General features: G+C 73.9%; 23 protein-coding genes and 3 tRNA genes. 15 read left to right on the plus strand and 11 right to left on the minus strand.

The window, feature by feature from the left end; translation table 11 throughout:
- Positions 1–53 precede the first annotated feature (53 nt).
- Together LBW97_RS12960 and LBW97_RS12965 are read left to right on the plus strand one after the other, a co-directional pair.
- A complete protein-coding gene (locus LBW97_RS12960) occupies positions 54–1,139 on the plus strand; it encodes an S-(hydroxymethyl)mycothiol dehydrogenase (protein WP_224499796.1) in 1,086 nt (361 codons plus the stop codon).
- Positions 1,139–1,747, plus strand: a complete 609-nt coding sequence (locus LBW97_RS12965) for an MBL fold metallo-hydrolase (RefSeq protein ID WP_224499797.1) — start codon at positions 1,139–1,141, stop codon at positions 1,745–1,747. Before LBW97_RS12960 ends, LBW97_RS12965 begins: the two co-directional genes overlap by 1 nt.
- Before the next feature lie 71 nt (positions 1,748–1,818).
- Here the strand turns inward: LBW97_RS12965 and LBW97_RS12970 are convergent, their stop codons facing one another.
- Positions 1,819–2,451 carry a DUF5701 family protein gene (locus tag LBW97_RS12970; protein WP_224499798.1) on the minus strand — a complete coding sequence of 211 codons (633 nt, stop codon included), beginning with the start codon at positions 2,449–2,451 and terminating at the stop codon, positions 1,819–1,821.
- Positions 2,452–2,601: 150 nt separating this feature from the next.
- On the opposite strand from LBW97_RS12970, the gene purF reads away from it, so the two are divergent.
- Both purF and purM read left to right on the plus strand, forming a co-directional pair.
- The gene (gene purF, locus LBW97_RS12975; protein ID WP_224499799.1) at positions 2,602–4,140 is read left to right on the plus strand and encodes an amidophosphoribosyltransferase; all 1,539 of its coding nucleotides are present in this window, start codon (positions 2,602–2,604) and stop codon (positions 4,138–4,140) included.
- Entirely contained in the window at positions 4,137–5,201 is a 1,065-nt protein-coding gene (gene purM / locus LBW97_RS12980; RefSeq protein WP_224499800.1) for a phosphoribosylformylglycinamidine cyclo-ligase, read from the plus strand. The genes purF and purM overlap by 4 nt, the downstream gene beginning before the upstream one ends.
- Positions 5,202–5,328: 127 nt before the next feature.
- Here the strand turns inward: purM and LBW97_RS12985 are convergent, their stop codons facing one another.
- Positions 5,329–5,517 carry a DUF3073 family protein gene (locus LBW97_RS12985; RefSeq protein ID WP_374489915.1) on the minus strand — a complete coding sequence of 63 codons (189 nt, stop codon included), beginning with the start codon at positions 5,515–5,517 and terminating at the stop codon, positions 5,329–5,331.
- 232 nt (positions 5,518–5,749) lie between these two features.
- Positions 5,750–6,814: a Glu/Leu/Phe/Val dehydrogenase gene (locus tag LBW97_RS12990; RefSeq protein ID WP_224499802.1), complete on the minus strand. Its 1,065-nt coding sequence runs from the start codon at positions 6,812–6,814 to the stop codon at positions 5,750–5,752.
- 166 nt (positions 6,815–6,980) lie between these two features.
- On the opposite strand from LBW97_RS12990, the gene LBW97_RS12995 reads away from it, so the two are divergent.
- The 4 genes from LBW97_RS12995 to LBW97_RS13010 all read left to right on the plus strand — a co-directional run bounded on the left by LBW97_RS12995 (position 6,981) and on the right by LBW97_RS13010 (position 11,312).
- Positions 6,981–7,961, plus strand: coding sequence for a sugar ABC transporter substrate-binding protein (locus LBW97_RS12995; RefSeq protein WP_224499803.1), 981 nt, complete (start codon positions 6,981–6,983; stop codon positions 7,959–7,961).
- Between the two features lie 74 nt (positions 7,962–8,035).
- Positions 8,036–9,016, plus strand: a complete 981-nt coding sequence (locus LBW97_RS13000) for an ABC transporter permease (RefSeq protein WP_224499804.1) — start codon at positions 8,036–8,038, stop codon at positions 9,014–9,016.
- Positions 9,013–9,819, plus strand: coding sequence for an ATP-binding cassette domain-containing protein (locus LBW97_RS13005; RefSeq protein ID WP_224499805.1), 807 nt, complete (start codon positions 9,013–9,015; stop codon positions 9,817–9,819). The genes LBW97_RS13000 and LBW97_RS13005 overlap by 4 nt, the downstream gene beginning before the upstream one ends.
- Positions 9,820–9,971: 152 nt before the next feature.
- A complete protein-coding gene (locus tag LBW97_RS13010; RefSeq protein ID WP_224499806.1) occupies positions 9,972–11,312 on the plus strand; it encodes a M23 family metallopeptidase in 1,341 nt (446 codons plus the stop codon).
- 6 nt (positions 11,313–11,318) lie between these two features.
- Here LBW97_RS13010 and LBW97_RS13015 read toward each other — a convergent pair whose 3' ends face one another.
- Complete coding sequence (locus LBW97_RS13015; RefSeq protein WP_224499807.1) at positions 11,319–11,759, minus strand: hypothetical protein; 441 nt, start codon at positions 11,757–11,759, stop codon at positions 11,319–11,321.
- A gap of 96 nt (positions 11,760–11,855) precedes the next feature.
- Between LBW97_RS13015 and LBW97_RS13020 the strand changes: the two genes are divergently transcribed.
- The 3 genes from LBW97_RS13020 to mftG are packed head-to-tail and all read left to right on the plus strand — an operon-like array spanning position 11,856 to position 15,527.
- The gene (locus LBW97_RS13020) at positions 11,856–12,725 is read left to right on the plus strand and encodes an MBL fold metallo-hydrolase (RefSeq protein WP_224499808.1); all 870 of its coding nucleotides are present in this window, start codon (positions 11,856–11,858) and stop codon (positions 12,723–12,725) included.
- Entirely contained in the window at positions 12,722–14,032 is a 1,311-nt protein-coding gene (locus LBW97_RS13025; RefSeq protein WP_224499809.1) for a class I adenylate-forming enzyme family protein, read from the plus strand. The genes LBW97_RS13020 and LBW97_RS13025 overlap by 4 nt, the downstream gene beginning before the upstream one ends.
- Entirely contained in the window at positions 14,025–15,527 is a 1,503-nt protein-coding gene (mftG, locus tag LBW97_RS13030; RefSeq protein WP_224499810.1) for a mycofactocin system GMC family oxidoreductase MftG, read from the plus strand. The genes LBW97_RS13025 and mftG overlap by 8 nt, the downstream gene beginning before the upstream one ends.
- Positions 15,528–15,583: 56 nt before the next feature.
- Here mftG and LBW97_RS13035 read toward each other — a convergent pair whose 3' ends face one another.
- Positions 15,584–15,799: a hypothetical protein gene (locus tag LBW97_RS13035; RefSeq protein WP_224499811.1), complete on the minus strand. Its 216-nt coding sequence runs from the start codon at positions 15,797–15,799 to the stop codon at positions 15,584–15,586.
- Positions 15,800–15,982: 183 nt separating this feature from the next.
- Here LBW97_RS13035 and LBW97_RS13040 point away from each other — a divergent pair, with 183 nt between their 5' ends.
- Together LBW97_RS13040 and LBW97_RS13045 are read left to right on the plus strand one after the other, a co-directional pair.
- A complete protein-coding gene (locus tag LBW97_RS13040) occupies positions 15,983–16,672 on the plus strand; it encodes a phosphodiesterase (RefSeq protein ID WP_224499812.1) in 690 nt (229 codons plus the stop codon).
- 219 nt (positions 16,673–16,891) lie between these two features.
- Entirely contained in the window at positions 16,892–17,869 is a 978-nt protein-coding gene (locus tag LBW97_RS13045; protein WP_224499813.1) for a glycosyltransferase, read from the plus strand.
- Between the two features lie 59 nt (positions 17,870–17,928).
- On the opposite strand, the gene LBW97_RS13050 is transcribed toward LBW97_RS13045, so the two are convergent.
- The 3 genes from LBW97_RS13050 to LBW97_RS13060 all read right to left on the minus strand — a co-directional run bounded on the left by LBW97_RS13050 (position 17,929) and on the right by LBW97_RS13060 (position 18,188).
- Positions 17,929–18,002, minus strand: a tRNA-Phe gene (locus LBW97_RS13050).
- A gap of 22 nt (positions 18,003–18,024) precedes the next feature.
- Positions 18,025–18,098: transfer RNA gene (locus LBW97_RS13055), tRNA-Asp, on the minus strand.
- A gap of 17 nt (positions 18,099–18,115) precedes the next feature.
- Positions 18,116–18,188 (minus strand) — tRNA-Glu (locus LBW97_RS13060).
- 82 nt (positions 18,189–18,270) lie between these two features.
- On the opposite strand from LBW97_RS13060, the gene LBW97_RS13065 reads away from it, so the two are divergent.
- Positions 18,271–18,894: a hypothetical protein gene (locus LBW97_RS13065; RefSeq protein WP_224499814.1), complete on the plus strand. Its 624-nt coding sequence runs from the start codon at positions 18,271–18,273 to the stop codon at positions 18,892–18,894.
- A gap of 15 nt (positions 18,895–18,909) precedes the next feature.
- Here the strand turns inward: LBW97_RS13065 and LBW97_RS13070 are convergent, their stop codons facing one another.
- Genes LBW97_RS13070 through LBW97_RS13080 form a run of 3 tightly spaced genes read right to left on the minus strand, consistent with a single transcriptional unit; the run spans position 18,910 to position 21,234 of the window.
- Positions 18,910–19,233, minus strand: coding sequence for a hypothetical protein (locus tag LBW97_RS13070; protein WP_224499815.1), 324 nt, complete (start codon positions 19,231–19,233; stop codon positions 18,910–18,912).
- 23 nt (positions 19,234–19,256) lie between these two features.
- Entirely contained in the window at positions 19,257–20,750 is a 1,494-nt protein-coding gene (locus LBW97_RS13075) for a metallophosphoesterase (protein WP_224499816.1), read from the minus strand.
- Between the two features lie 46 nt (positions 20,751–20,796).
- Positions 20,797–21,234, minus strand: a complete 438-nt coding sequence (locus LBW97_RS13080; RefSeq protein WP_224499817.1) for a GtrA family protein — start codon at positions 21,232–21,234, stop codon at positions 20,797–20,799.
- Positions 21,235–21,511: 277 nt separating this feature from the next.
- Between LBW97_RS13080 and LBW97_RS13085 the strand changes: the two genes are divergently transcribed.
- The gene (locus LBW97_RS13085) at positions 21,512–22,393 is read left to right on the plus strand and encodes a Rieske (2Fe-2S) protein (RefSeq protein WP_224499818.1); all 882 of its coding nucleotides are present in this window, start codon (positions 21,512–21,514) and stop codon (positions 22,391–22,393) included.
- The last annotated feature ends 31 nt before the right edge of the window (positions 22,394–22,424 follow it).

Here is a 22,424-nt window from a genome sequence, read left to right on the forward strand (position 1 = left end):
GACTAAACCGTAGTGCCCATGCCCGGCCTCCGGCACCCCCCTAGGCTCGGGTCATGGCTTACGAGGTACGGGGCGTCGTCGCCCGCGGCAAGGGGCAACCGGTCACCGTCGAGACGATCCTGGTGCCGGACCCGGGGCCGGGCGAGGCGGTCGTCGACATCCAGGCCTGCGGGGTGTGCCACACCGACCTGCACTACCGCGAGGGCGGCATCAACGACGACTTCCCGTTCCTGCTGGGCCACGAGGCGGCCGGCGTCGTCTCCGCCGTCGGCGAGGGCGTCACCAACGTCGTCGTGGGCGACTTCGTCGTCCTCAACTGGCGCGCGGTCTGCGGCCAGTGCCGGGCCTGCCTCAAGGGCGAGCTGCAGTACTGCTTCAACACCCACAACGCCGCGCAGAAGATGACGCTGGCCGACGGCACCGAGCTCTCGCCGGCGCTGGGCATCGGCGCCTTCGCCGAGAAGACCCTGGTCCACTCCGGCCAGTGCACCAAGGTCGACCCCGCCGCTCCCGCGACGGCTGCCGGCCTGCTGGGCTGCGGCGTCATGGCCGGCGTCGGCGCTGCGATCAACACCGGCGCCGTGCGCCGCGGCGAGACCGTCGCCGTCTTCGGCTGCGGTGGCGTGGGTGACGCCGCGGTCGCCGGCGCGAAGCTGGCCGGGGCGACGACGATCATCGCCGTCGACATCGACGACCGGAAGCTGGAGTGGGCGAAGCAGTTCGGCGCCACCCACACGGTCAACTCCAAGGAGACCGACCCGGTCGAGGCGATCAGGGCGCTGACCGGCGGCTTCGGGGTCGACGTCGCGATCGACGCCGTCGGCCACCCCGCGGTGTTCGAGCAGGCGTTCTACGCCCGCGACCTCGCCGGCCGCGTGGTCATGGTCGGCGTTCCGACGCCGGGCATGGAGATCACCCTCCCCGCGATCGAGCTCTTCGGCCGGGGCGGGGCGATCAAGTCCTCCTGGTACGGCGACTGCCTGCCCAGCCGCGATTTCCCGATGCTGGTCGACCTGTACCTGCAGGGCCGGTTCCCGCTGGAGGAGTTCGTCAGCGAGACGATCGGCCTGGACGCCGTCGAGGAGGCGTTCACCAAGATGCACGCCGGCGACGTGCTGCGTTCGGTCGTGGTGCTCTGATGGCCGCCCGCATCGACAAGGTCGTGATCCCGGGCGTCTTCTCCCTGGACGGGCAGGACTTCGACGTCGAGAACAACGTCTGGCTGATCGGCGACGACGCCGAGGTGCTCGTCGTCGACGCCCCGCACGACGCCGCCCCGATCGTCGAGGCGATCGGCGGCCGGAAGGTGACGGCGATCGTGCTCACCCACGGGCATAACGACCACATCACCGCCGCCCCCGCGCTGCGCGAGGCCACCGGCGCCCCGATCTGGTTCAACAGCGCCGACCGGATGCTCTGGGACATGACGCACGCGGATGCCCAGCCCGACTCCGACCTGCAGCCGGGCACCCGGTTCACCGTCGCCGGCACCCGCATCGTCGCGCTGCACACCCCCGGTCACTCGCCGGGCAGCACCTGCCTGCACGCCGCGGACCTGAACACCGTCTTCACCGGTGACACGCTGTTCTGCGGCGGCCCGGGCGCGACGGGCCGGTCGTTCAGCGACCACCCGACGATCCTGGACTCGATCCGGTCGCAGCTGTTCAGCCTGCACGGCGACACCGTCGTGAAGACCGGGCACGGCGACGACACCACGATCGCCGCGGAGCTCCGCACGATCGGCTGAAGAAGGACCCCGATGCCCCCCACGCCTCGCATGCTCGGCGTGGGCCCCTGCACCGGGGCCGTTCCATCACCTCACCGCCGGGTCGCGGCTGAAGCGAAGCCCAGCCAGGTGTGCCGGTTGCCCGCCCAGCACCAGCCGACCTTGGGGGCGCCCCGGCGGTCCTTGCCGTCGCGCCCGGTGCCGTTGCTGATCCACAGCGCCGGCGTGCGGGAGTCCAGCCCGCCCTTCGGCTTGCGCAGCCGCGAGCCGATCGTCATGAAGCAGACGTTGCGGGCCAGGACGTCGGGGCACTGCAGCAGCCAGTGCACGCCCTCGCCGAGGGTGAGCGGGGTGCGCCCCGCGCCGGTGATCGCCGGGAGCGCCTCGTCGGGGCTCCAGTTCAGCATCTCGTCGCCGCGGTCCAGGTCGGTCACCGCGTAGACCGGGGAGTCGGGCAGCTCGACCGACTCGACGGGGGAGAACGCGTCGACGTCGGTCATGTCGGTGACGACGAACCCGGGCTTCCCGTCCAGCGTGAGCAGCGGGGCGAGCGCGGAGACCGGCGCCCGGTCGGGGTGGATCACCAGCAGGTCGCCGGGCGCGAGCGCGTCCGCGGCGTCGCACAGCTCGCGCGGGCCGAGCCCCGCGATCTCGTGCACGCCGAGGGCGATCAGCCGGTCGGCCTGGGCGCGGGCGGGGGGAAGGGACGTGGTGAGCGTGGGCACGGGCGGACCTCCGGGGCCGGTGGGGACCGAGGCCCAACGCGCCAGGGTGCGGTCCGGTTCCCCTCCGACCAGCGACGAAGCGCCTCCGGGGTGACCGGTGACACCCCTTCGCCTCTGGGCAGCGCCGCCGGCCCCGGTACTCTCGACCCCGTGCCTCGCGGTGATGGACGGCTGACGCACGACCTCGACCCCCAGAATCCTGGACCCCAGGACGCCTGTGGCGTCTTCGGCGTCTGGGCGCCCGGGGAAGAGGTCGCGAAGCTGACCTATTTCGGTCTGTACGCCCTCCAGCACCGAGGGCAGGAGGCGGCCGGCATCGCGGTCTCCGACGGCGCCTCGGTCGTCGTCTACAAGGACCTGGGGCTGGTCAGCCAGGTCTTCGACGAACCGACCCTCGGCAGCCTGCGCGGCCACATCGCCGTCGGCCACGCGCGGTACTCCACCACCGGGGCCTCCACGTGGGAGAACGCCCAGCCGACGTTCCGCACCACCGAGGCCGGCACCGGCCTGGCGCTGTGTCACAACGGGAACCTGGTCAACACCGCCGAGCTGGCGAGCGCCGCCGCGGACGAGGGCGTGGCCGGGGCGTTCGTCGCCACCAACGACTCCGACCTGGTGACGTCGCTGATCGCCGCGAAGCCGGACATGTCGGTCGAGGCCGCCGCGATGGAGGTGCTGCCCCGCCTGCGCGGCGCGTTCAGCTTCACCTTCATGGACGAGCACACCCTCTACGCCGCCCGCGACCCGCAGGGTGTGCGCCCGCTGGTGCTGGGCCGGCTGGAGCGGGGCTGGGTGGTCGCCAGCGAGACCGCCGCCCTGGACATCTGCGGCGCCTCCTTCGTGCGCGAGGTCGAGCCGGGCGAGCTCATCGCGATCGACGAGGACGGCCTGCGCAGCCAGCACTTCGCCGTCGCCGACCCCAAGGGCTGCGTCTTCGAGTACGTCTACCTGGCCCGCCCGGACACCTCGATCTCCGGGCGCAGCGTGCACGCCGCGCGCGTCGAGATCGGCCGCCGGCTGGCCAAGGAGCACCCGACCGAGGCCGACCTCGTCATCCCGGTGCCCGAGTCGGGCACCCCGGCCGCGGTCGGCTACGCCGAGGCCTCGGGCATCCCGTACGGCCTGGGCCTGGTCAAGAACTCCTACGTCGGCCGCACGTTCATCCAGCCGTCGCAGACGATCCGCCAGCTGGGCATCCGCCTGAAGCTCAACCCGCTGCGCGACGTCATCCGTGGCAAGCGGCTGGTCGTCGTGGACGACTCGATCGTGCGCGGCAACACCCAGCGCGCGCTCATCCGGATGCTGCGCGAGGCCGGAGCGCTGGAGGTGCACGTCCGCATCTCCTCGCCGCCGGTGAAGTGGCCGTGCTTCTACGGCATCGACTTCGCCAGCCGAGCCGAGCTGATCGCCAACGGCCTGGACATCGACGGCATCCGCGCCTCGATCAACGCCGACTCGCTGGCCTACGTCTCCGAGCAGGAGCTCATCGCGGCGACCGAGCAGCCCCGCAACCGGCTGTGCACCGCCTGCTTCACCGGCGAGTACCCGATCGACCTGGGCATCCCCGACGTGCTGGGCAAGCACGTGCTCGAGGGCATCGGTCAGCGGGCCATCAACGGGTGGACCGGCCAGCAGGCCGGCAGCGCGTCGGTCCCGGGTGGCGCCGAGGACGCTCTGAAGCGGCCGTGAGCACCGAGTTCACCTACGCCGCGTCCGGCGTCGACATCGACGCCGGCGAGCGCGCCGTCACGCTGATGAAGGCCGCCGTCGAGCGGACCAACCGGCCGGAGGTCGTGGGTGGGCTCGGCGGGTTCGCCGGCCTGTTCGCGCTCGACGTGCAGAAGTACCGCAAGCCGCTGCTCGCCTCCTCCACCGACGGGGTCGGCACGAAGATCGCGCTGGCCCGCCTGCTCGACCGGCACGACACGGTCGGCATCGACCTGGTGGCCATGGTCGTCGACGACCTGGTCGCCTGCGGCGCGGAGCCGCTCTTCCTGCAGGACTACGTCGCCTGCGGCACGGTCGTCCCGGAGCGGATCGCCTCGATCGTCACCGGCATCGCCACCGGGTGCACGCTGGCCGGGGCCTCGCTGGTCGGCGGGGAGACCGCCGAGCACGGCGACCTGATGGACGCCGACGAGTACGACCTGGCCGCCACGGCCGTCGGCGTCGTCGAGGCGGACGCCGTCCTGGGGCCGGAGCGGGTGCGCGACGGCGACGTCGTGATCGCCATGGCGTCGTCCGGCTTCCACTCCAACGGCTACTCGCTGGTGCGGCGGGTGGTGAGCGCCGCCGGCCTGGACCTGCACGCGACGCCGGCCGGCCTGGACCGCCCGCTGGGCGAGGAGCTGCTCGAGCCCACCCGGATCTACGCCCTCGACTGCCTCGCGCTGGTCGAGGAGCTCGGGGTGGAGACCGTGCACGCCTTCGCCCACATCACCGGAGGCGGGCTGGCCGGCAACACCGCGCGCGTCGTCCCCGAGGGCCTGCAGGCGGTCCTGGACCGCGGCACCTGGGCACTGCCCGCCGCGGTCCGGCTGATGGAGGAGCACGGCGTGCCCCGCACGGAGTCCGAGCGGGCCTTCAACTGCGGCGTCGGCATGGTGGCGGCGGTCTCGGCCGACCGGGCCGACGACGCCGTGCGGCTGCTGACCGCCCGTGGTGTGCCGGCCTGGGTCGCCGGCACCATCGGCGCGCGATCCGACCAGGACGCCGCGCCCGCCGAGCTCATCGGCTCCTACCGCTCCTGAGGGCCGCTGCGGGGACGTGCTCCCCGGGGCGGGCCCGAACGCGACGACACCTCAACAACACGACGACACCGCTGCCCCGAGGGGCCGCGGTGTCGTCGTGTGTGACGTCGATCGGGTCGTCGCCGCGTCAGCGGCTGGCGGTCCAGTCGTCGTCGGTGTCGTCGTCCGCCCAGCGGTCGGCGTACGTGTCGTCCTCTTCTTCGTCGTCGTCCGGCGCGCTGGGAGGCGCGGAGTACGACGACGGAGATCCGGCCAGCTCGCGCTGAAGCGCGGTGAGGTCGGTGTTCGGTGAGCTGTACTTGAGCTCACGGGCCACGCGTGTCTGCTTGGCCTTCGCTCGGCCGCGCCCCATCGGCTCGACCCCCTCGTTACCGGAGTACGGCGGCCCAGCCCGCGGCTGGACGGCCCGCGTGGCGACCCCGACTGAAGTGACTATGTCTTGGCCAACCTTACGACACGGATCCGCGGCGGGCACACGTCCCTCCCCGGGGAGGCCATACGTCCCTCCCCCAGGGGCCCGGCGTCGCCCGTCCGAGCGACCCGGAACCTCAGCGGGGAAGCCGGATCGTGGCCAGTCGGCCCACCGACGAGATGCGCTCCTCGGCCAGGCGATCGGCGGCGACGGCGGGGGAGATGCCATCGGATTCCGCGAGTGCGAACACCCGCAGCGCGACGTCGTAGATGCCTGAGGCCTTGGACTGGGCGCGGGGGAAGGAGAACCCGTGCCGCTCGTCCTCCACCTGGATGACGCCGCCGGCGTTCACCAGGAAGTCCGGGGCGTAGAGGATGCCGCGCTCGCGCAGCCGGTCGGCGATCTCCGGCGTCGCCAGCTGGTTGTTGGCGCCGCCGCAGACGATCCGGCCGGGCAGCTCCGAGACGGTCTCCTCGTCGAGCGCCCCGCCCAGCGCGCAGGGCGCGTAGACGTCGTGCGGTGTGCGCACGAGCGCCGCCGTGTCGGCCACGGCCCGGACGCCGGGGTGACGGGCCTGCAGCCGTTCCACGGCCGCGGGGTCGACGTCGGTGACGACGACGTCCGCGCCGTCGTCCACGAGGTGCCCCGCCAGCCAGGAGCCCACCTTGCCGACGCCGGCGATCGCGACGGTGCGCCCCGCGAGGGAGGGGGAGCCCCAGCACTGCTGCGCGGCGGCGCGCATGCCCTGGAAGACCCCGTAGGCCGTCAGCACCGACGAGTCGCCGCAGCCGCCGTAGGCCTCGGAGCGGCCGTGCGCGTACCGGGTCTCCCGGGCGACGACGTCGAGATCGGCGTTGTACGTGCCCACGTCGCAGGCGGTCAGGTAGCGCCCACCCAGGGACTCCACGAACCGGCCGTAGGCGCGCAGCAGCGCCTCGGTCTTGTCGGTCTGCGGATCGCCGATGATCACCGCCTTGCCGCCGCCGAGATCCAGCCCGGCGAGGCTGTTCTTGTACGACATCGCCCGGGACAGCCGCAGCGCGTCGGCGACCGCGGCGTCCTCGCTGGCGTAGGGGTAGAAGCGCGTGCCGCCGAGCGCCGGGCCGAGCGCCGTCGAGTGGATGGCGATCACGGCTCGCAGCCCCGATCCGGGATCGGTGCAGAACACGACCTGCTCGTGACCGGAGGTGAGGACGTCCACGCAGCCAGCCTAGAACGCCTGCGGCTGTACCCCGGACGGAGGAGACGTCGCCGCGTCGGGCCCCTCCTGAGCGCCTTCCGGCACCGAGGTGGAGCATGATCCTGGGTCGGACCGAGAACACGGTCGGCTCCGCGGGCACGGCCCGTGACCACAGGAGGACTTCCCGATGCCCGCACCGAAGCGACTGCTGGCGCTCGCCGTGGCCGCACCCCTGCTGCTCTCCGCCTGCACCACCGACGGTGGCGGCGACTCGGGCGGGGAGGGCTCCGCCGGCTCTCCGGCTGGTGGCGACCTGACCTTCTCGGTCATCACGCACGGCTCGGCCGGTGACGCGTTCTGGGACGTCGTGCAGAACGGCACCGAGCAGGCCGGCGAGGACCTGGGCATCGACGTCGACTACCAGAGCGACGGCGACCCCCAGCGCCAGGCGCAGCTGATCGACGCCGCGGTGAACTCCGACGTCGACGGCATCGTCGTATCGATGGCGAACCCGGACGCTCTGGAGGACTCGATCTCCGCGGCGGTCGAGGCCGGCATCCCGGTCGTCACCATCAACTCCGGCGGCGACCGCTCCGACGAGTTCGGCGCGATCGGGCACGTCGGCCAGGACGAGGCGATCGCGGGCCGCGGCGCCGGCGAGGAGCTCGCGGCCGGGGGCGCGCGGAAGGTCCTGTGCGTCGTGCACGAGGCGGGCAACATCGGCCACCAGCAGCGCTGCGACGGCGCCTCGGAGGGCCTGGGCGCCCCGGTGACGCCGCTGCAGGTGGACATCAACGACCTGCAGGGTGCGCAGTCGGCCATCGCCTCCCAGCTGCAGGGCGACGCCACCATCGACGCCGTCCTCACGCTCAACTCCGCCGTGGCCGCGGTCGCCGTCGAGGCGGCCGCCGACGCCGGCTCCGAGGCGCGGGTCGCCACCTTCGACCTCAACGAGGACGTCATCGCCGGCATTCAGGCCGGCGACATCGCCTTCGCCGTGGACCAGCAGCAGTACGAGCAGGGGTACCTGCCGATCGTGATGCTCAAGCTCTACGCCGAGAACCTGAACACCGTCGGCGGGGGGCAGCCGGTCCTGACCGGCCCGGGCATCGTGGACGCCGAGAACGTCGACGAGATCGCCGACCTGGCCTCGGCCGGCACGCGCTGAGCGCCCCGCAGGTCACCGCTCCGGCCGAGCGGCGGGCCGACGAGCGGCTGTCCGCTCCCGGCCCGCTCCGCCGGTTGTTGGTCAAGCCCGAGCTGGGTGCCCTCGTCGGGGCGATCGCCGTCTTCGCCTTCTTCGCGGTGCAGTCGGAGACGTTCCGGTCGACGCGCGGGATCGCCAACTGGCTGGACCCGGCGTCGACGCTGGGGATCATGGCGGTCGCGGTCGCCCTGCTGATGATCGGCGGGCACTTCGACCTGTCCGCCGGCGTGCTGGTCGGCACGACCGCGCTGACCGTCGGCATCGTGGCCACGGAGTTCGGTCAGAACCTGTGGGTCGCCATCGGCGTCTCGCTGGTGCTGGCGCTGCTGATCGGCTTCGTCAACGGCTGGCTGGTCACGCGCACCGGGCTGCCGAGCTTCATCATCACGCTGGGCACGTTCCTGATGCTCCAGGGGCTGAACCTCGGCCTGACGAAACTCTTCACGAGCACGGTCACCGTCACCGGCATCGACGACGTCCCCGGCTACGCGGCCGCGGAGTGGGTCTTCGCCTCACGGGTCGAGATCCTGGGCGCCGAGGTGCGCATCGCCGTCCTGTGGTGGCTGCTGTTCACCGCGCTGGCCACCTGGGTGCTGCTGCGCACCCGGTTCGGCAACTGGGTGTTCGCCACCGGCGGTGACGACGCCGCGGCCCGCAACGTCGGGGTCCCGGCCCGCCGCACCTCCATCGTCCTGTTCATGACGACGGCCGGCGCGGCCTGGTTCGTCGGGACGACGCTGGCCGTGCGGCTCACCTCGGTGCAGGCCAACACCGGCATCGGGCAGGAGCTGATCTACATCGTCGCGGCGGTGATCGGTGGCTGCCTGCTGACCGGTGGCTTCGGCTCGGCGATCGGCGCCTCGCTGGGTGCGCTGATCTTCGGCATGACGCAGCTCGGCATCCCGTACCTGCGCTGGGACGCCGACTGGTTCTACTTCTTCCTGGGCGCGATGCTGCTGCTCGCCGTGCTGGGCAACCGGCTGGTCCGGCGCTACGCCGAGGCGGCCCGGCGATGACGCGCCCGCTGATGACCCGGGACGACGCGCCGCTGCTCGAGCTGCGCGACCTGGGCAAGGACTACGGCTCGGTCATCGCGCTCGACGGCATCAGCGCCACGGTGCGCGCCGGCGAGGTGACCTGCGTGCTCGGGGACAACGGCGCGGGCAAGTCCACGCTGATCAAGATCCTGTCCGGGGTGCACCGGGCGGACCGGGGAGAGCTCCTCCTCGACGGCGCCCCGGTGGCGTTCGGCGCACCGCGCGAGGCGCTCGACGCCGGGATCGCGACCGTCTACCAGGACCTCGCGATGATCCCGCTGATGGCGATCTGGCGGAACTTCTTCCTGGGCGCGGAGCCGACGAAGGGATGGGGTCCGTTCCGCCGGTTCGACGGGGCGCAGGCCCGGGACGTCACCCGCCGCGAGCTGGCCGCGATGGGCATCGACATCCGCGACCCCGACCAGCCCGTGGGCACGCTCTCGGGCGGCGAGCGCCAGTCGGTGGCCATCGCCCGTGCGGTGTACTTCGGCGCCCGGGTGCTGATCCTGGACGAGCCGACGTCGGCCCTCGGCGTGAAGCAGGCCGGCGTCGTCCTGCGCTACGTGGCCCAGGCGCGCGACCGCGGGGTGGGCGTCGTGCTGATCACCCACAACCCGCACCACGCCTATCCGGTCGGGGACCGGTTCCTGCTGCTGAACCGGGGCCGCAGCCTCGGGGAGTTCGCCAAGGAGGACATCTCCCGCGAGGAGCTGACCCGGCTGATGGCCGGTGGGGCGGAGCTCGACGCGCTCGCGCACGAGCTGGAACGACCCGGCAACTGACCGGATTGTCGACATACCGATAGCTACGAGACGGTCACCGACCGTTTTGGTTGCGGCGCCCCTCGCGTGCCGCGTGTTGTCTTTGTGACTAGTGGTGACGGTGCGACTCTGCTGGGGCATCACGCCCCACCCTCTTCCCCAGGGAGCGAGTCATGTCCCACCGCCGTCCGACCGGACCGGTGACACCCGGGACCGGTAGCCGCCGGTCCGTTCCGGGTCGTCCCGCCCGGTCCCTGCGCGCCGCGCTGCTCGGCGTCGTGGCCGGCGTGGCGCTGATCGGCTCCACAGTCCCTGCCGTCGCCGCCCCTCCGCCGCCCAACCCCACCGACAGCCAGCTCGGTGCCGCGCGGACCACCCAGCAGGCAGCGGCCACCGAGGTGGGAAGGCTCAGCGGACTCCTCGCCGGAGCCGAGGCCGAGCTCGAGCGGGTCGGCATCCAGGCCGAGGCGGCCGGTGTCGCCTACGAGGCGGCGCTGGAGGCGTTCCAGCTGGCGCAGGCGGCGGCCGACCAGGCGGCCGCCGAGTTGCAGGCGGCGGCCGAGGCCGTCGCCGCGGCCGAGGCCCGGATCGCGCACTTCTCCCGGGACACGTACATGAAGGGTTCGGCGCTCGCCAGCTCCGTGGCGCTGCTGGACTCCGAGGGCCCGGGCGAGCTCATCCAGCGGGCGGCGATCCTCGACTACGTCGCGGAGAACCAGATCGACGTCCTCGGTGCGCTGGAGGTGGCCCGCGCCCGCCAGGCGAACGCCGACTCGCAGGCCCGTGCCGCCCGGGACGAGAGCGCCTCCGCGGAGGACGCCGCACAGGCGGCCAAGCGGACCGCCGACTCCCAGCTCGCCGTCCAGCAGGCCTCCTACCAGCAGGTCAGCGCGCAGAAGGCGCAGTACGAGCAGCAGTTGCAGGCCGCCCAGATCCAGCTCCTCCAGCTGCAGGGGGCGCGCAACGCCTACGCCCAGTGGGAGGCGCAGAAGCGGGCCGAGGAAGCGGCGGCGATCGCCGAGGCCCAGCGCGCCGCGGCAGCCGCGGCCGCCGCCTCCCGCGGGCCGAGCAGCGGTGGTGGCGGCAGCGTCGGGCAGGTCATCTCCGGCCACGCCAAGCCGACCTCGGGCCGGGTGTCGAGCTGCTTCGGCTGGCGCTGGGGCGCGCTGCACGGGGGCGTGGACATCGCCGCCCCGATCGGCACCCCCGTGTACGCGGCCTCCTCCGGGGTGGTGCGCCGGGCCGGTGCGGCCACCGGGTTCGGGCTGGCCGTCTACCTCGAGGGCGACGACGGCGAGGTCACCGTCTACGGGCACGTGAACCGCTACTTCGTCTCGGCGGGTGAGCGCGTCTCGGCCGGTGAGCAGATCGCCGAGGTCGGCAACCGCGGGCAGTCCACGGGCCCCCACCTGCACTTCGAGGTGCACCCCGGCGGCGCGATGCACGGCGGTCAGGTCAACCCCGTTCCGTGGCTCAACGCGCGCGGCATCTACCTCGGCGGCTGCGGGGGATGACGGGCGTCAGCCCGTCGCGTCGTCCTCGATGCCGCACTCGTCCCGGAGGTAGTCGCCCACGTTCGTCGACGCCGCGCCCAGCTGCTGCTGCAGCGGGGTGAGCTGCTGGTCCAGGGTGGTCAGGGCGTCGGGATCGGTGAAGTCGATGCCGGCGATCGCGGCGGAGAACTGCTCGACGCCGCCGGCGAGGGCTGCCCAGTCGCCGGAGATCTCGTCCGGGGCCTGGATGGCCCGGATCTCGCTGGCGGCCTCGTCCAGGATCGCCGGCAGGCGAGTGGGGTCGGACTGATCGCTGACAGTCGCCTGCAGCCGCTCCTGGATGCTCGCGGCCGCGGTGCAGAACTCCGGGTCGGCGGGCTCGGCCGTCGTCGCCGAGGCGCTGGAGGTGCCCGCCTCCTCCTCGTCGGAGCCCCCGCACGCGACGAGCAGCACGGCGGCCGCGGCCACGGCGGGTCCTGTGCGGAGAGCGGAGCGGGGACGGCCCATGGGCGGGAGGTTAGCGGCCGGAAGCGGAGCGCGGTGCCGCACCGTTACCGTGCGTCCGTGCCCGCTCCGACCGATCCCCGCGCCGGCTGGGGCCTCCCCGCTCCCGGGGAGCTGCCCCGCACCGCCGACCTGGAACCGCTGGTCACCCGCGTGCTGGCACCCAACCCCTCGCCGATGACCCTGGACGGCACGAACACCTACGTCGTCGGGGCTCCCGGCAGTGGTCAGGCGGTGCTGGTCGATCCGGGCCCGGACGACGCCGCGCACCTCGCCGCCGTCGAGGCCGCGCTCGCCGCCCGCGACGCCCGTTGCGTCGGCGTCCTCGTCACGCACCACCACGGGGACCACGCCGAGGCCGCACTGCCCTGGGGCGCCCGCTTCGGGGCGCCGGTGGCCGCTGCGAGCGCCGACGTCGCCGGCCCCGGCGGACGCCTGCTGGAGCCGGGCGAGCGGCTGACGCTGGCCGGCACGGCGATCGACGTCGTCCCCACGCCCGGGCACACCGCGGACCACCTCGCCTTCCGGCTGGAGTCCGGCGCCGTCCTGGTGGGCGACCACGTGCTCGGCCGGGGCACCTCCGTCGTGACGCATCCCGAGGGCGACGTCGTGGCGTACCTGGAGTCGCTGCGCCGGGTGCACGATCTCGGTCCGAGCGCGCTCTACTGCGGCCACGGCCCCGAGCTGACCGAGGATCCGGGCGCGGTGCTGACGTACTACCTGGCGCACCGGGCCTTCCGCGAACAGCAGCTGCTCGACGCACTGGCCGACGGCGCCCGCAGCGTCGACGAGCTCGTCGCGAGCATCTACGCCGAGGTGCCGCGCGAGGTCTGGCCGGCCGCGGCGCAGTCCACCCGGGCCGGCCTGGAGAAGCTGGCCGCCGAGGGGCGCGTCGCGCTCGGGACGGCGGGGGAGGTGCGGCCGGCATGACGGTCCCGGTGGTGACGAGCGCCGGCAGCGAGCGGGACCAGCGCCGCGCGGCCGCCTCCCTCGCGGCCGCAGGGCTAGGCGCCGGGGACCGGCTGCTGGTCTCGGCCGCGGCGTCGCCCGAACTGCTGGCCGTGGTGCTCGGGGCGCTGCGCACCGGCATCGTGCCCGTCGTGCTGGACCCGGCGCTGCCGGCCGAGGAGCGTGCGGCGCTGGCGGAGGACGCCGATGCCGCTCTGGACGCCGGCGACGACCCCGGCCGGCTCCTGGGAGAGGACGAGGCTGAGCTGGCCGACGTCCCGCTGGCCCGGCCGATGCACTACACGTCCGGCACCACCGGCCGCCGCAAGGGCGTGTGGTCCGGCGTCCTGGCCGAGGACCACGCCCGCGCCCTGGCCGCGGAGGAGATCGAGCTGTGGGGCTTCGGGCCGGCCGACCGGCATCTGGTCCTCTCGCCGCTGCACCACAGCGCACCGCTGCGGTTCTCGATCCACACGCTGCTCGCCGGCGGCGAGGTGCTGCTGCCCGGCCCCTTCGACGCCGCCACGGCCGCCCGCACGATCACCGGGCTCCGGCCGACCACCACCTTCTGCGTGCCCACCCACCTGCAGCGGCTGCTGGCCCGTGACGACGTCGACTGGTCCTCGTTCCGCCGCCTCGTGCACGCGGGCGCTCCCTGCCCGGAGCCGCTCAAGCGCGCCGTCCTGGCCGCCCTGCCCGAGGGCAGCGTCTGGGAGTTCTACGGCTCCACGGAGGCCCAGTTCACCGTCTGCTCGCCCGAGGACTGGCTCGCGCATCCCGGCAGCGTCGGGCGGGCCCGCCCCGGCCGCCGGCTGGAGACCGACGAGCGCGGTCAGCTGTGGTGCGCCGTGCCCCCGTGGGCGCGTTTCGAGTACTGGCGCGCCCCGGAGAAGACGGCGGAGGCCTGGCGAGGCGACCTGGTCACCGTGGGCGACCTCGGCCGGGTCGACGACGACGGCGTCGTGTGGCTCGACGGCCGCCGCGAGGACCTGGTGATCTCCGGCGGGGTGAACGTCTACCCCGCAGAGGTGGAGGCCGTCCTGGACGCGCACCCGGGAGTGGTGGAGAGCGCTGTATTCGGCGTTCCCGATCCGGACTGGGGCCAGCGGGTGGTGGCCGCCTACGTGGGCGACGCCGAGGCCGGTGACCTCGCCGACTGGGCCCGCGAGCGGCTGGCCCCGGCCAAGCGCCCCAAGGCCCTCCACCCGCTGCCCGGCCTGCCGCGCACCTCCACCGGCAAGGTGCGCCGGCTGGACCTGCCGGGGGTGCTGGGCCTCACCGATGGCTGAGGCCGGCGGCTGGGACGTCGTCGTCGTCGGAGCAGGGACGGCCGGCTGCGCGCTGGCCGCCCGCCTGGTGGACGCCGGCCGCCGGGTCCTGCTCCTGGAGGCCGGGGCGGACGCCGTCGGCGACGAGCTCCGGGACGCCTCCACCTTGCGGGGGGCCGTCGCCGGGCACCCCGCCAACTGGGACCTGCCCGGACTGCTGGCCGACGGCCGGAGCATCCGCGTGCCGCGCGGCCGGGTCGTCGGCGGCTCGAGCGCCATCAACGCGGGCTACTTCCTCCGCCCCACGCGGGCCGACGCCGCCGGCTGGGCCGCCGCGGGCGGGGACCGCTGGGCCTGGGAGCGGCTCCTCCCGGTCCTGAAGCGCCTGGAGAGCGACCGGGACCTCGGCGACCGCCCGGAGCACGGCGCCGACGGCCCCATGCCGGTGAGCCGGCCCTCCGGGGGTCCGCCGCTCGCGGCGGCCTTCGCCGAGGCGGTCGACGAGCTGGGCCTGCCGGCCGAGCCGGACAAGAACGGCGGCGGGCCGCCCGGCTACGGGGCGGTTCCGCGGAACGTGCTCGACGGGGTGCGGGTGAGCACCGCCGACGCCTATCTCGGCCCGCGCCGGGGCGACCCGCTGCTGACGGTGCGCGGCGGCGCCCAGGTGCTGCGGGTGCTGGTCCAACGGGGTCGGGCGGTGGGGGTCCGCACGACGGCCGGCGACATCCGGGCCACCGAGGTGGTGCTCTGCGCGGGCGCCGTGGGCTCGGCGCACCTGCTGCTGCTCTCCGGGATCGGCCCGGCCGCCCAGCTGCGGGCCGCGGGGATCGAGGTGCTCGTCGACGCCCCGGGCGTGGGGGAGGACGGCACCGACCACCCGATCGTCTACCTGCCGTTCCGTCCCCGGGGCGGGGTCGCCGCCGCGCTGGGGCAGGCGCCGCTGCACGGCGTCCTGCACGCCACCTCCGACGGCGCGGGCGTGCCCGGCGACCTGGAGCTGCTGCCCTGGCTCGCGCCGTTCGCGCAGGTGATGACCGGGCTGCCGGCCCCGGGTTCGCCGGTGGAGGTGGGGATCTCCCTGCAGCGGACGGAGGGCCGGTGCCGCCTGTCGCTGGTCGACGCCGATCCCGCGCGGCCTCCGCGGGTGGAGTACCGGCACCTCGTCGAGGCCGCCGATGCGCAGCGGATGCGCCAGGGGGTGCGGCTGGCCGCGGAGCTGCTGGACAGGCGCGCGATGCGCCGGGTCGGCGAGCCCGAGGGCCTACCGGACGACGACGCGGACCTGGACCGGTGGATCGGGTCGCGGCTGACCACCGCCGTGCACCTCTCCGGGACCGCGCGCATGGGCCCCGACGGCGACGGCGGGGCCGTCGTCGACCCGCAGCTGCGGGTGCGCGGTGTCGAGGGGCTGCGGATCGCGGACACCTCGGTCCTTCCCCGGGTGCCTGGGCGCGGACCGGCCCTCACGGCGGTGCTGATCGGCGAGCTGGCCGCGGAGACGATGACCGGCCGCTGATCGGCCGGAGCGTCCCGGCGGCGCGGCCGGGGCAGCCGCCGGGACGCCGGACGAGGTCAGCGGACGGCGGGCATCTCGCTGGTGGCGCCCGTGGAGAGCGGGGACCAGGCGTCGGGGTGCGGGCGGCCGACGTCGCCGGCCCAGGAGGGGGTGCGGGGGCCTGCGGTCGGGCGCGTCGTCGTCGCCGGACGGGCACTGAGGCTCACGATGACGGCGAGCAGTACGAGGAGACCGACCAGCACACCGCCGATGACCAGAAGCGTCGAGAGCATCTTCTCAACGTAGGGCCGGGACCGGTGGGTGTCATCGGGCAGATCTCCCCATATGTGCGGCCTGATCTGCGCAGACTTCACTGCTCGTCAGCAGTCCGGGCACTTCCGTCACAGCAGACTTCGACAACCCTCGCCGAGTGCCCTCCGGCCGGGGTTGACCGCGGCCCGGAGGGGCAGAACCCGGTGGTGACGGATCTGGCGGCGCTGGCCGGCAAGGCGGTGGCCGTGCCCCTGGGCGCGGTGGCCCGGTACCGCCGGGGGAGGGCCATGCACCCGCGAGGTGCGGTCTTCGACGCGGTGCTGGAGCGGCACGGAGCTGTGCCGCCGTTCGGGGTGCCGTGGCTCGACGAGGCGCGGAGGGATCCCGTCGTCGTCCGGCTCTCGCGGGGAGCCGGGCTGCCCGCTCCGCTTCCCGACGTGCTGGGTCTGGCCTTCAGGCTCGGCGACGACAGCGATCCGGTCGACGTCCTGCTGTCGAGCACCGGACGAGGGCCGTGGAGCCGGTTGGTGCCCGTGCCCCGCGTGGACGCCGAGGGCGTCTACAGCTCGATCATGGGCTTCCGGTCGGCGGCCGGGTCCGTCCGGCTCGCGGCCCTTCCGCGCACCACCGGGATCTCCTCCGATCCCGAGCCGGTGCGGAACGCCGCCGACGACGGCGCGATCGACTTCACCCTCGCCGCGGCCGTCGGCCAGGAGGAGTGGCGCCCGTTCGCCCGGCTGCGGAGCACCTCCGCGCGCGGGCCGCTGGACACCGCGCTGCGCTTCGACGCGATCCGGAACGCGCCTCCCGGGCTAGTCGCGGACGGTCCGATGGCCAGGTTCCGGGAGCCGGCGTACGCCACGGCACGTGCGGTGGGCCGGCTGGGTCGGTGACCGCCGGCTCACTCGATGGAGTCGGTCACAGGTTGGGCGCGGAACGGCCGGGGTAGGCGACACCGGACCGGCTCGAACCCCGAGGCTGGGTCCTGAGATCGTCGAGCAGCACCCTCGTGCTGTCGGAATGCTCGACCGCACGAGGAGACGCACCGTCGCGTGACCCATGCTCAACCCCCGGACCCCGGGCTTCCCGAACTGCTCGGATCCGGTATCCGGGTGGCTCCCATCCCGCACCGCGATCCCTACGTGGACGCGGTGCTCCCCGCCGGGGTCACCCGGGTCGGGGACGCCGTCGAGCCCAGTCCGTGGTTCGACCTCGAGCACCTGGCCGACCACGGCGGCGACGTCGACGTCGTCCACCTGCACGTCGGGTACGGGCGGCTGGACGCTGCCGCGATGGAGGCCTGGAGCGAGGCGCTGCAGCGCCAGGGCGTGCCGCTCGTCGTGACCGTTCACCAGCTGCACGTCCCGGGGGCCGGCTCGCCGGGGCCGGACGACGCCTCCCTGGCCGCAGTGCTGAGCACCGCGGAGGTGGTGCTGACGCTCACCCCTGGCGCCGCCGACGACATCGCCGAGCGTTACGGGCGCACGGCGATCGTCGTCGCCCATCCGTCGGTCGCCGTCGCCGATCCGGAGCTCGGCTCCGAGCGCGGCCTGGTCGGGCTGCGCGTGGGTGCGCCGTCGAGCGTGGTCCCCGAGCCCGGTGCCCTGGTGCGGGCGGCCCTCTCGGGTGCGGTTTCCGGAGGTGGCCGCCTTCGCGTCCTGGTCGAGGAGGCCGAGCTCCCGGCCCTGGACGGCGAGATCGTCGACCTGGCGGATGCCGGCCGGCTGGAGCTGGTGACCTTTCCGGCGGCCACGTGGACGGCGCAGCTCCAGCAGCTGCACGTCGCGGTCCTGCCGGAGCGGTGCGGGACGCACTCCCGGAACGTGGAGGTCTGCCGCGACGTCGGCACGCGAGTGGTGGCGCCGAGCTGCGGGTGGTTCTCCGACCAGTGGTCGGAGGTCGTGCCCTACTCCCACGACGAGCAGGGTGGGGTGGATCTGGTGTCGCTGACCGCGGCGATCGGCGCGGCGCTGACCCGCCCCATGCCCCGGCCGGCGGACCGGGTCTGGCGGGACGGTCAGCGCGACGCGGTCCGGCAGGTGCACGCCGACGTCTACGCGCAGGTGGCCGGCGACCGCAGCTGGAGCTGAGAACGGGCAGGGAAACGGAACGGGCCCGGCGCGATGCGCCGAGCCCGTTCGCGTGAGGGTGGGCAGGGGCGGGGTCGAACCGCCGACCTCTCACTTTTCAGGCGAGCGCTCGTACCGACTGAGCTACCTGCCCCTCCCGGTGTCTCACCGGAGAGCGACCCTGACGGGACTCGAACCCGCGACCTCCGCCGTGACAGGGCGGCGCGCTAACCAACTGCGCTACAGGGCCTTGCTTGTGGTGCTGCGTGCCCCCAACGGGGTTCGAACCCGTGCTACCGCCTTGAAAGGGCGGCGTCCTGGACCACTAGACGATGAGGGCTCGTTCGCCGGGGGGCAGCGAGAACAATACATGCCCCTCGCGCCTCCTCGGACCGGGGGTCCCCGGGTGCGAGGCTGTCCTCGTGCGCGCTCCTCTCCGTCTGGCCGTTCCCGCCCTCGCCGTCTCGCTGGCCCTCGTCTCCGGCTGCGCCGAGAAGGGCGACGTCGACGCGGCATCGTCCTCGGAGGGGTCGACCGCTGCCGAGACCTCCGCCGCGGAGACCTCGGCCGTGCCGTCCACCGCCGAGACGCCGGCGGCCGACTTCCCCGGCGACACCGAGCCGGACACCGAGAACGCGTCGGGCGATGCGCGGGTCACCGTCAGCGACGTGCGTCTCGCCGCGCAGGACGGCTTCGACCGGATCGTCTTCGACCTCGGCGGCGCCGGCACCCCGGGCTGGAACGTGCAGTACGTCGAGGACCCGATCGAGCCGGGTCGGGGCGAGCCGGTGCAGCTCGAGGGCGGCGCCGTGCTCCAGGTGGAGATCACCGGCGCCGGCTACCCGTTCGAGACCGGCATCGACGAGTTCAGCTCCGCGGGCACGGTCACCGCCGCGGGCACCGGCAGCGTCACCGAGATCGAGTTCCTGGCGACCTTCGAGGGGGTCACGACCGCCTTCGTCGGCACGCAGGCCGAGGCACCGTTCCGGGTGTACCTGCTGGAGAACCCGATGCGCGTCGTCGTCGAGGTCGCGCACGCCGGCTGAGCCGGGCGGGCCGGCTCAGTTCAGCCGGGCGGTCAGCTCCACCGAGTCGTCGGTGACGCCGGAGCAGGAGAGCTCCAGGGGGCCGGCGGCGACACTCTCGCCCTCCCCGCAGGACACGCTGGCCCCGCCCACGCTCAGCGACGCACGACCGTCCTGGACGCCGCCGAAGGTCACGGTCTGGTTCAGGATCTCGGCCTCGGCGCCCTCCCCGGTCAGCGTGGCGGTGCAGGTCGTGCCCGAGCACGAGACGTTCTCGGAGGTGAACGAGCAGGCGGTGAGGAGCAGTCCTCCGGCCAGCAGTCCACCGGCCAACCGGGCGGTGCGGGTCGTCGTCGACATGGCTGCAGCCTAGGGCGGCGGGCTCACCCGGGCGGGGACGCCGGGGCTGCGGGGGTCTCCGGTCCTGAGTCCACGGGCGCGACATCCTCCGCGGAGCGCGGGACCACGATGCGCTGCACCGTCACCTCCGTCTCGCCGAGGCCGCCCAGCCGGATCTCGTCGTAGGCCCGCAGCGCCCCCGTCGTCCGGTCGAGGTAGAGGACCGTGCAGGTCAACGGCTCGGGGTACTCGCCCTCCAGCGCGCGCAGCCCGGCGCCGCCGGTGGAGCCCTGGACCATCAGCAGGGTGCCGTCCTCGAGCTCGGAGATCTTGCGGCTGTGGGTGTGACCCGCCAGCACGAGCGGCACGCCGCCGTCGAGCGGAGGGGCCTGCTTCGGGTCGTGCACCATGGCGATCGCGGGCGGCTCGGGCAGGTCGGCCACCACGTCGGCGAGCTCCTCGCCGGACTCCTCGAGCACGTCGTCACCGGCGTCGTCGTCCCCGGTGCTCTTGTCCGGGGTGAACCGGGGGTCGGGCGTGCCGACGACCTGCAGGCCGGCCACGGTCACCGCCGAGTCGTCCAGCACCGTCACGTTCGGCTGAAGCGCCAGCAGGCCCGCCGTCGTCGCGGAGTCGTGGTTGCCCCGGATGTAGACGTAGGGGACGTCGAGGTCGCCCACAGAGGTGATCAGCCGGTTCTCCGGCTGGCTGCCCCAGTCGGTGATGTCGCCGGTGTCCAGGATCGCCTCCACCCCGAACTGCTGGCTGACCTGCTGCATCAGGTCGAATCCCGCGGGGTTCAGGTGGATGTCCGAGACGTGCAGGATCGCCACCGTGTCGTCGCCGGCCGCCGGGGCGGGCAGGGCGGAGAGCGTGGCGTACAGGGTGCCGACGTTCGCCACGAGGTCCTCCAGGGAGGCCCGGTAGGCGTCGAAGCGGGCGACGATGTCCTCGGCGCTGCCGATGAGGCTGCCGGCGTTGGTCAGCAGCCCGGTGTAGGTGGGCTGGGAGAGCGCCTCGGGGCGCCAGGTGGCGACGCCGATGCCGCCGGTGGCCGCCAGCACGGCGGTGGTGAGGCCCAGCGCGATCAGCGGTTCCCGGCGCCGGCGGAGCACCGCCCAGGAGGTGAGGGCGCCGCCGGCCAGGGCCGCGAGGGCGGTCAGCCAGATCAGGCGGACGACGGCGGACCGGAGGTCCTCGGTGACCTGGTCGACCACCCCTGCCAGCCGCACGGGGTCCGTGGCCAGTGCCTGGGCCCGCTCCTGGTCGACCCGCTGCAGGTCGACGTCCAGACGCAACGGACCGTCGTACACGTCGACGGCGAGCTCGCCCAGCGGCGCCACGGAGACCTGCGCCCCGCCGCTGGCCGGTCGGAAGGCCAGCGTGGCGTCGAACGGGCCGATGGGCGCATCCACCCGGGCGAACAGGAGGACGGCGGCCAGCGCGCCGCACAGGGCGAGGGCGGCGCGGGCGGCCCACCACCCGGCGACCCGGGCACGGCGGTGCCAAGGGGACGGGCTCGAACCGGGCTCGCTCACCCCGACGAGGCTAACCACGACGCGGGTCGACCTCAGCCCGAACCGCTCAGGAGGCGGCCGGCTCCGGCTCCGGGCGGAAGATCCAGCGCAGGGCCAGGAAGCGCATCAGCCCGATGAAGGCGGTCACCGCGGCGACGACGGCGATCTGCAGCCCGGTGTTCGTGCCGTCGGTGACGGCGTCCAGCCAGCCCAGGGCCGAGCTGGTCGCCAGCAGGCCCAGGACCGTGACGCCGCCGGCCTCCCACTGGGCGGTGAACCAGTGCACGCGCTCGTCGGCGTGGAAGGTCAGCCGGCGGTGCAGCTCGTTGGCCAGCACCGTGGAGACCGCCGTGCCGACGAGGTGCGCGACGAGGTAGCCGCTGCCGGACAGCGTGATGAAGAAGGCCGCGTACACGGCAGTGGTGACGGCGCCGACCAGGACGAACCGGGCGAACTGCGCGGGGGTGTCGTCACGCCGCAGCCGGGTGACGAGCTGTGCTGCCACGCCCGCGTCCGGGCGTGCCGTCGTCCGCGGCGGGTCGCCGAAGGACTCGGTGGCATCGCCACGGTGCAGCAGGGACGCGCAGGTCACGGGGTTCCGATCGGCAGGCGGGCGGGTCAGCAAGAGGTCGAGCAGGGTCAAGGCTCCTCTTCGGCATAACCGTTGTCACCCCTGAACATGCCGGTCGTGACTGTGATGCACCCGTGTCCTTGCTCACGGTTGCCTGTGAGTCCGTCGAGGACGGGGTATCGGGCGCTGACCTCGGGGGTAGTGGTCGGCCATGAGCCTCATGGGGATCCTGGACCGGGTCGCGGACGTGTCGGCCTTCGACAAGGTGATCGAGCCGGCCCGCAAGGCCGTCCAGGGCGCCCTCAAGCCGGGCGCTTTCAAGGACTTCCTGCACGGGACCTGGCTGGGACACCCGCTGCACCCGGTGATGGTCCAGGTACCCGTCGGCAGCTGGGTCTCCGCCGGACTGCTCGACGCGATCCCGCCGATGCGGCCGGCGGCCACCCTGTTGATCGGCACCGGCGTCGCCGCGGCCGTGCCGGCCGCGCTCTCGGGAGCCGCTGACTGGTCGGAGCAGGGAACGGGCGTCCGGCGCCTGGGTGCCCTGCACGCGGTGCTCAACACCGCCGCGCTCGGGTTCTACGTGGGCTCGCTCGTGGCGCGCAGTCGCGGACGGGGCGGACTGGGCCGGGTGCTCTCCTACTCCGGCCTCGGCCTCGCCGGTGGCTCGGCGGCGATCGGCGGCCACATGTCCTACGCACAGTCCTCCGGCGCCTCCCACGCGGCGACGGCGGTGCGCGGTCTGACGACGGACTGGATCGACCTCGGCCCGCTGGACGACCTGGCGGAGGGTCGGCCGACGATGCGCACCGGAAAGGGCGGCAGCATGGCCGTCCCGCTGGCCGTGGTGCGCCGCGGAGCGCGGGTCGACGTCTTCGTCTCCGCCTGCTCGCACCTCTCCGGGCCGCTCGACGAGGGCACGGTCGAGACCGTGCGCGGCTCGGAGTGCCTGGTCTGCCCGTGGCACGGCTCCGCGTTCGACCTGGACAACGGCGAGCCCCGGTGCGGGCCGGCCGCCAATCCGCAGGAGAAGCTCGAGGTGCGCATGGAGGCCGGCCACGTCATGGCGCGGGTGCCCAGCCGCCACCGCTGAGCGCCGCCGGACCGTCCTGGGCTGCGGCGGC

Origin of the sequence: Blastococcus sp. LR1, from assembly GCF_020166105.1 — a bacterium.
Classification (GTDB): Bacteria; Actinomycetota; Actinomycetes; order Mycobacteriales; family Geodermatophilaceae; genus Blastococcus.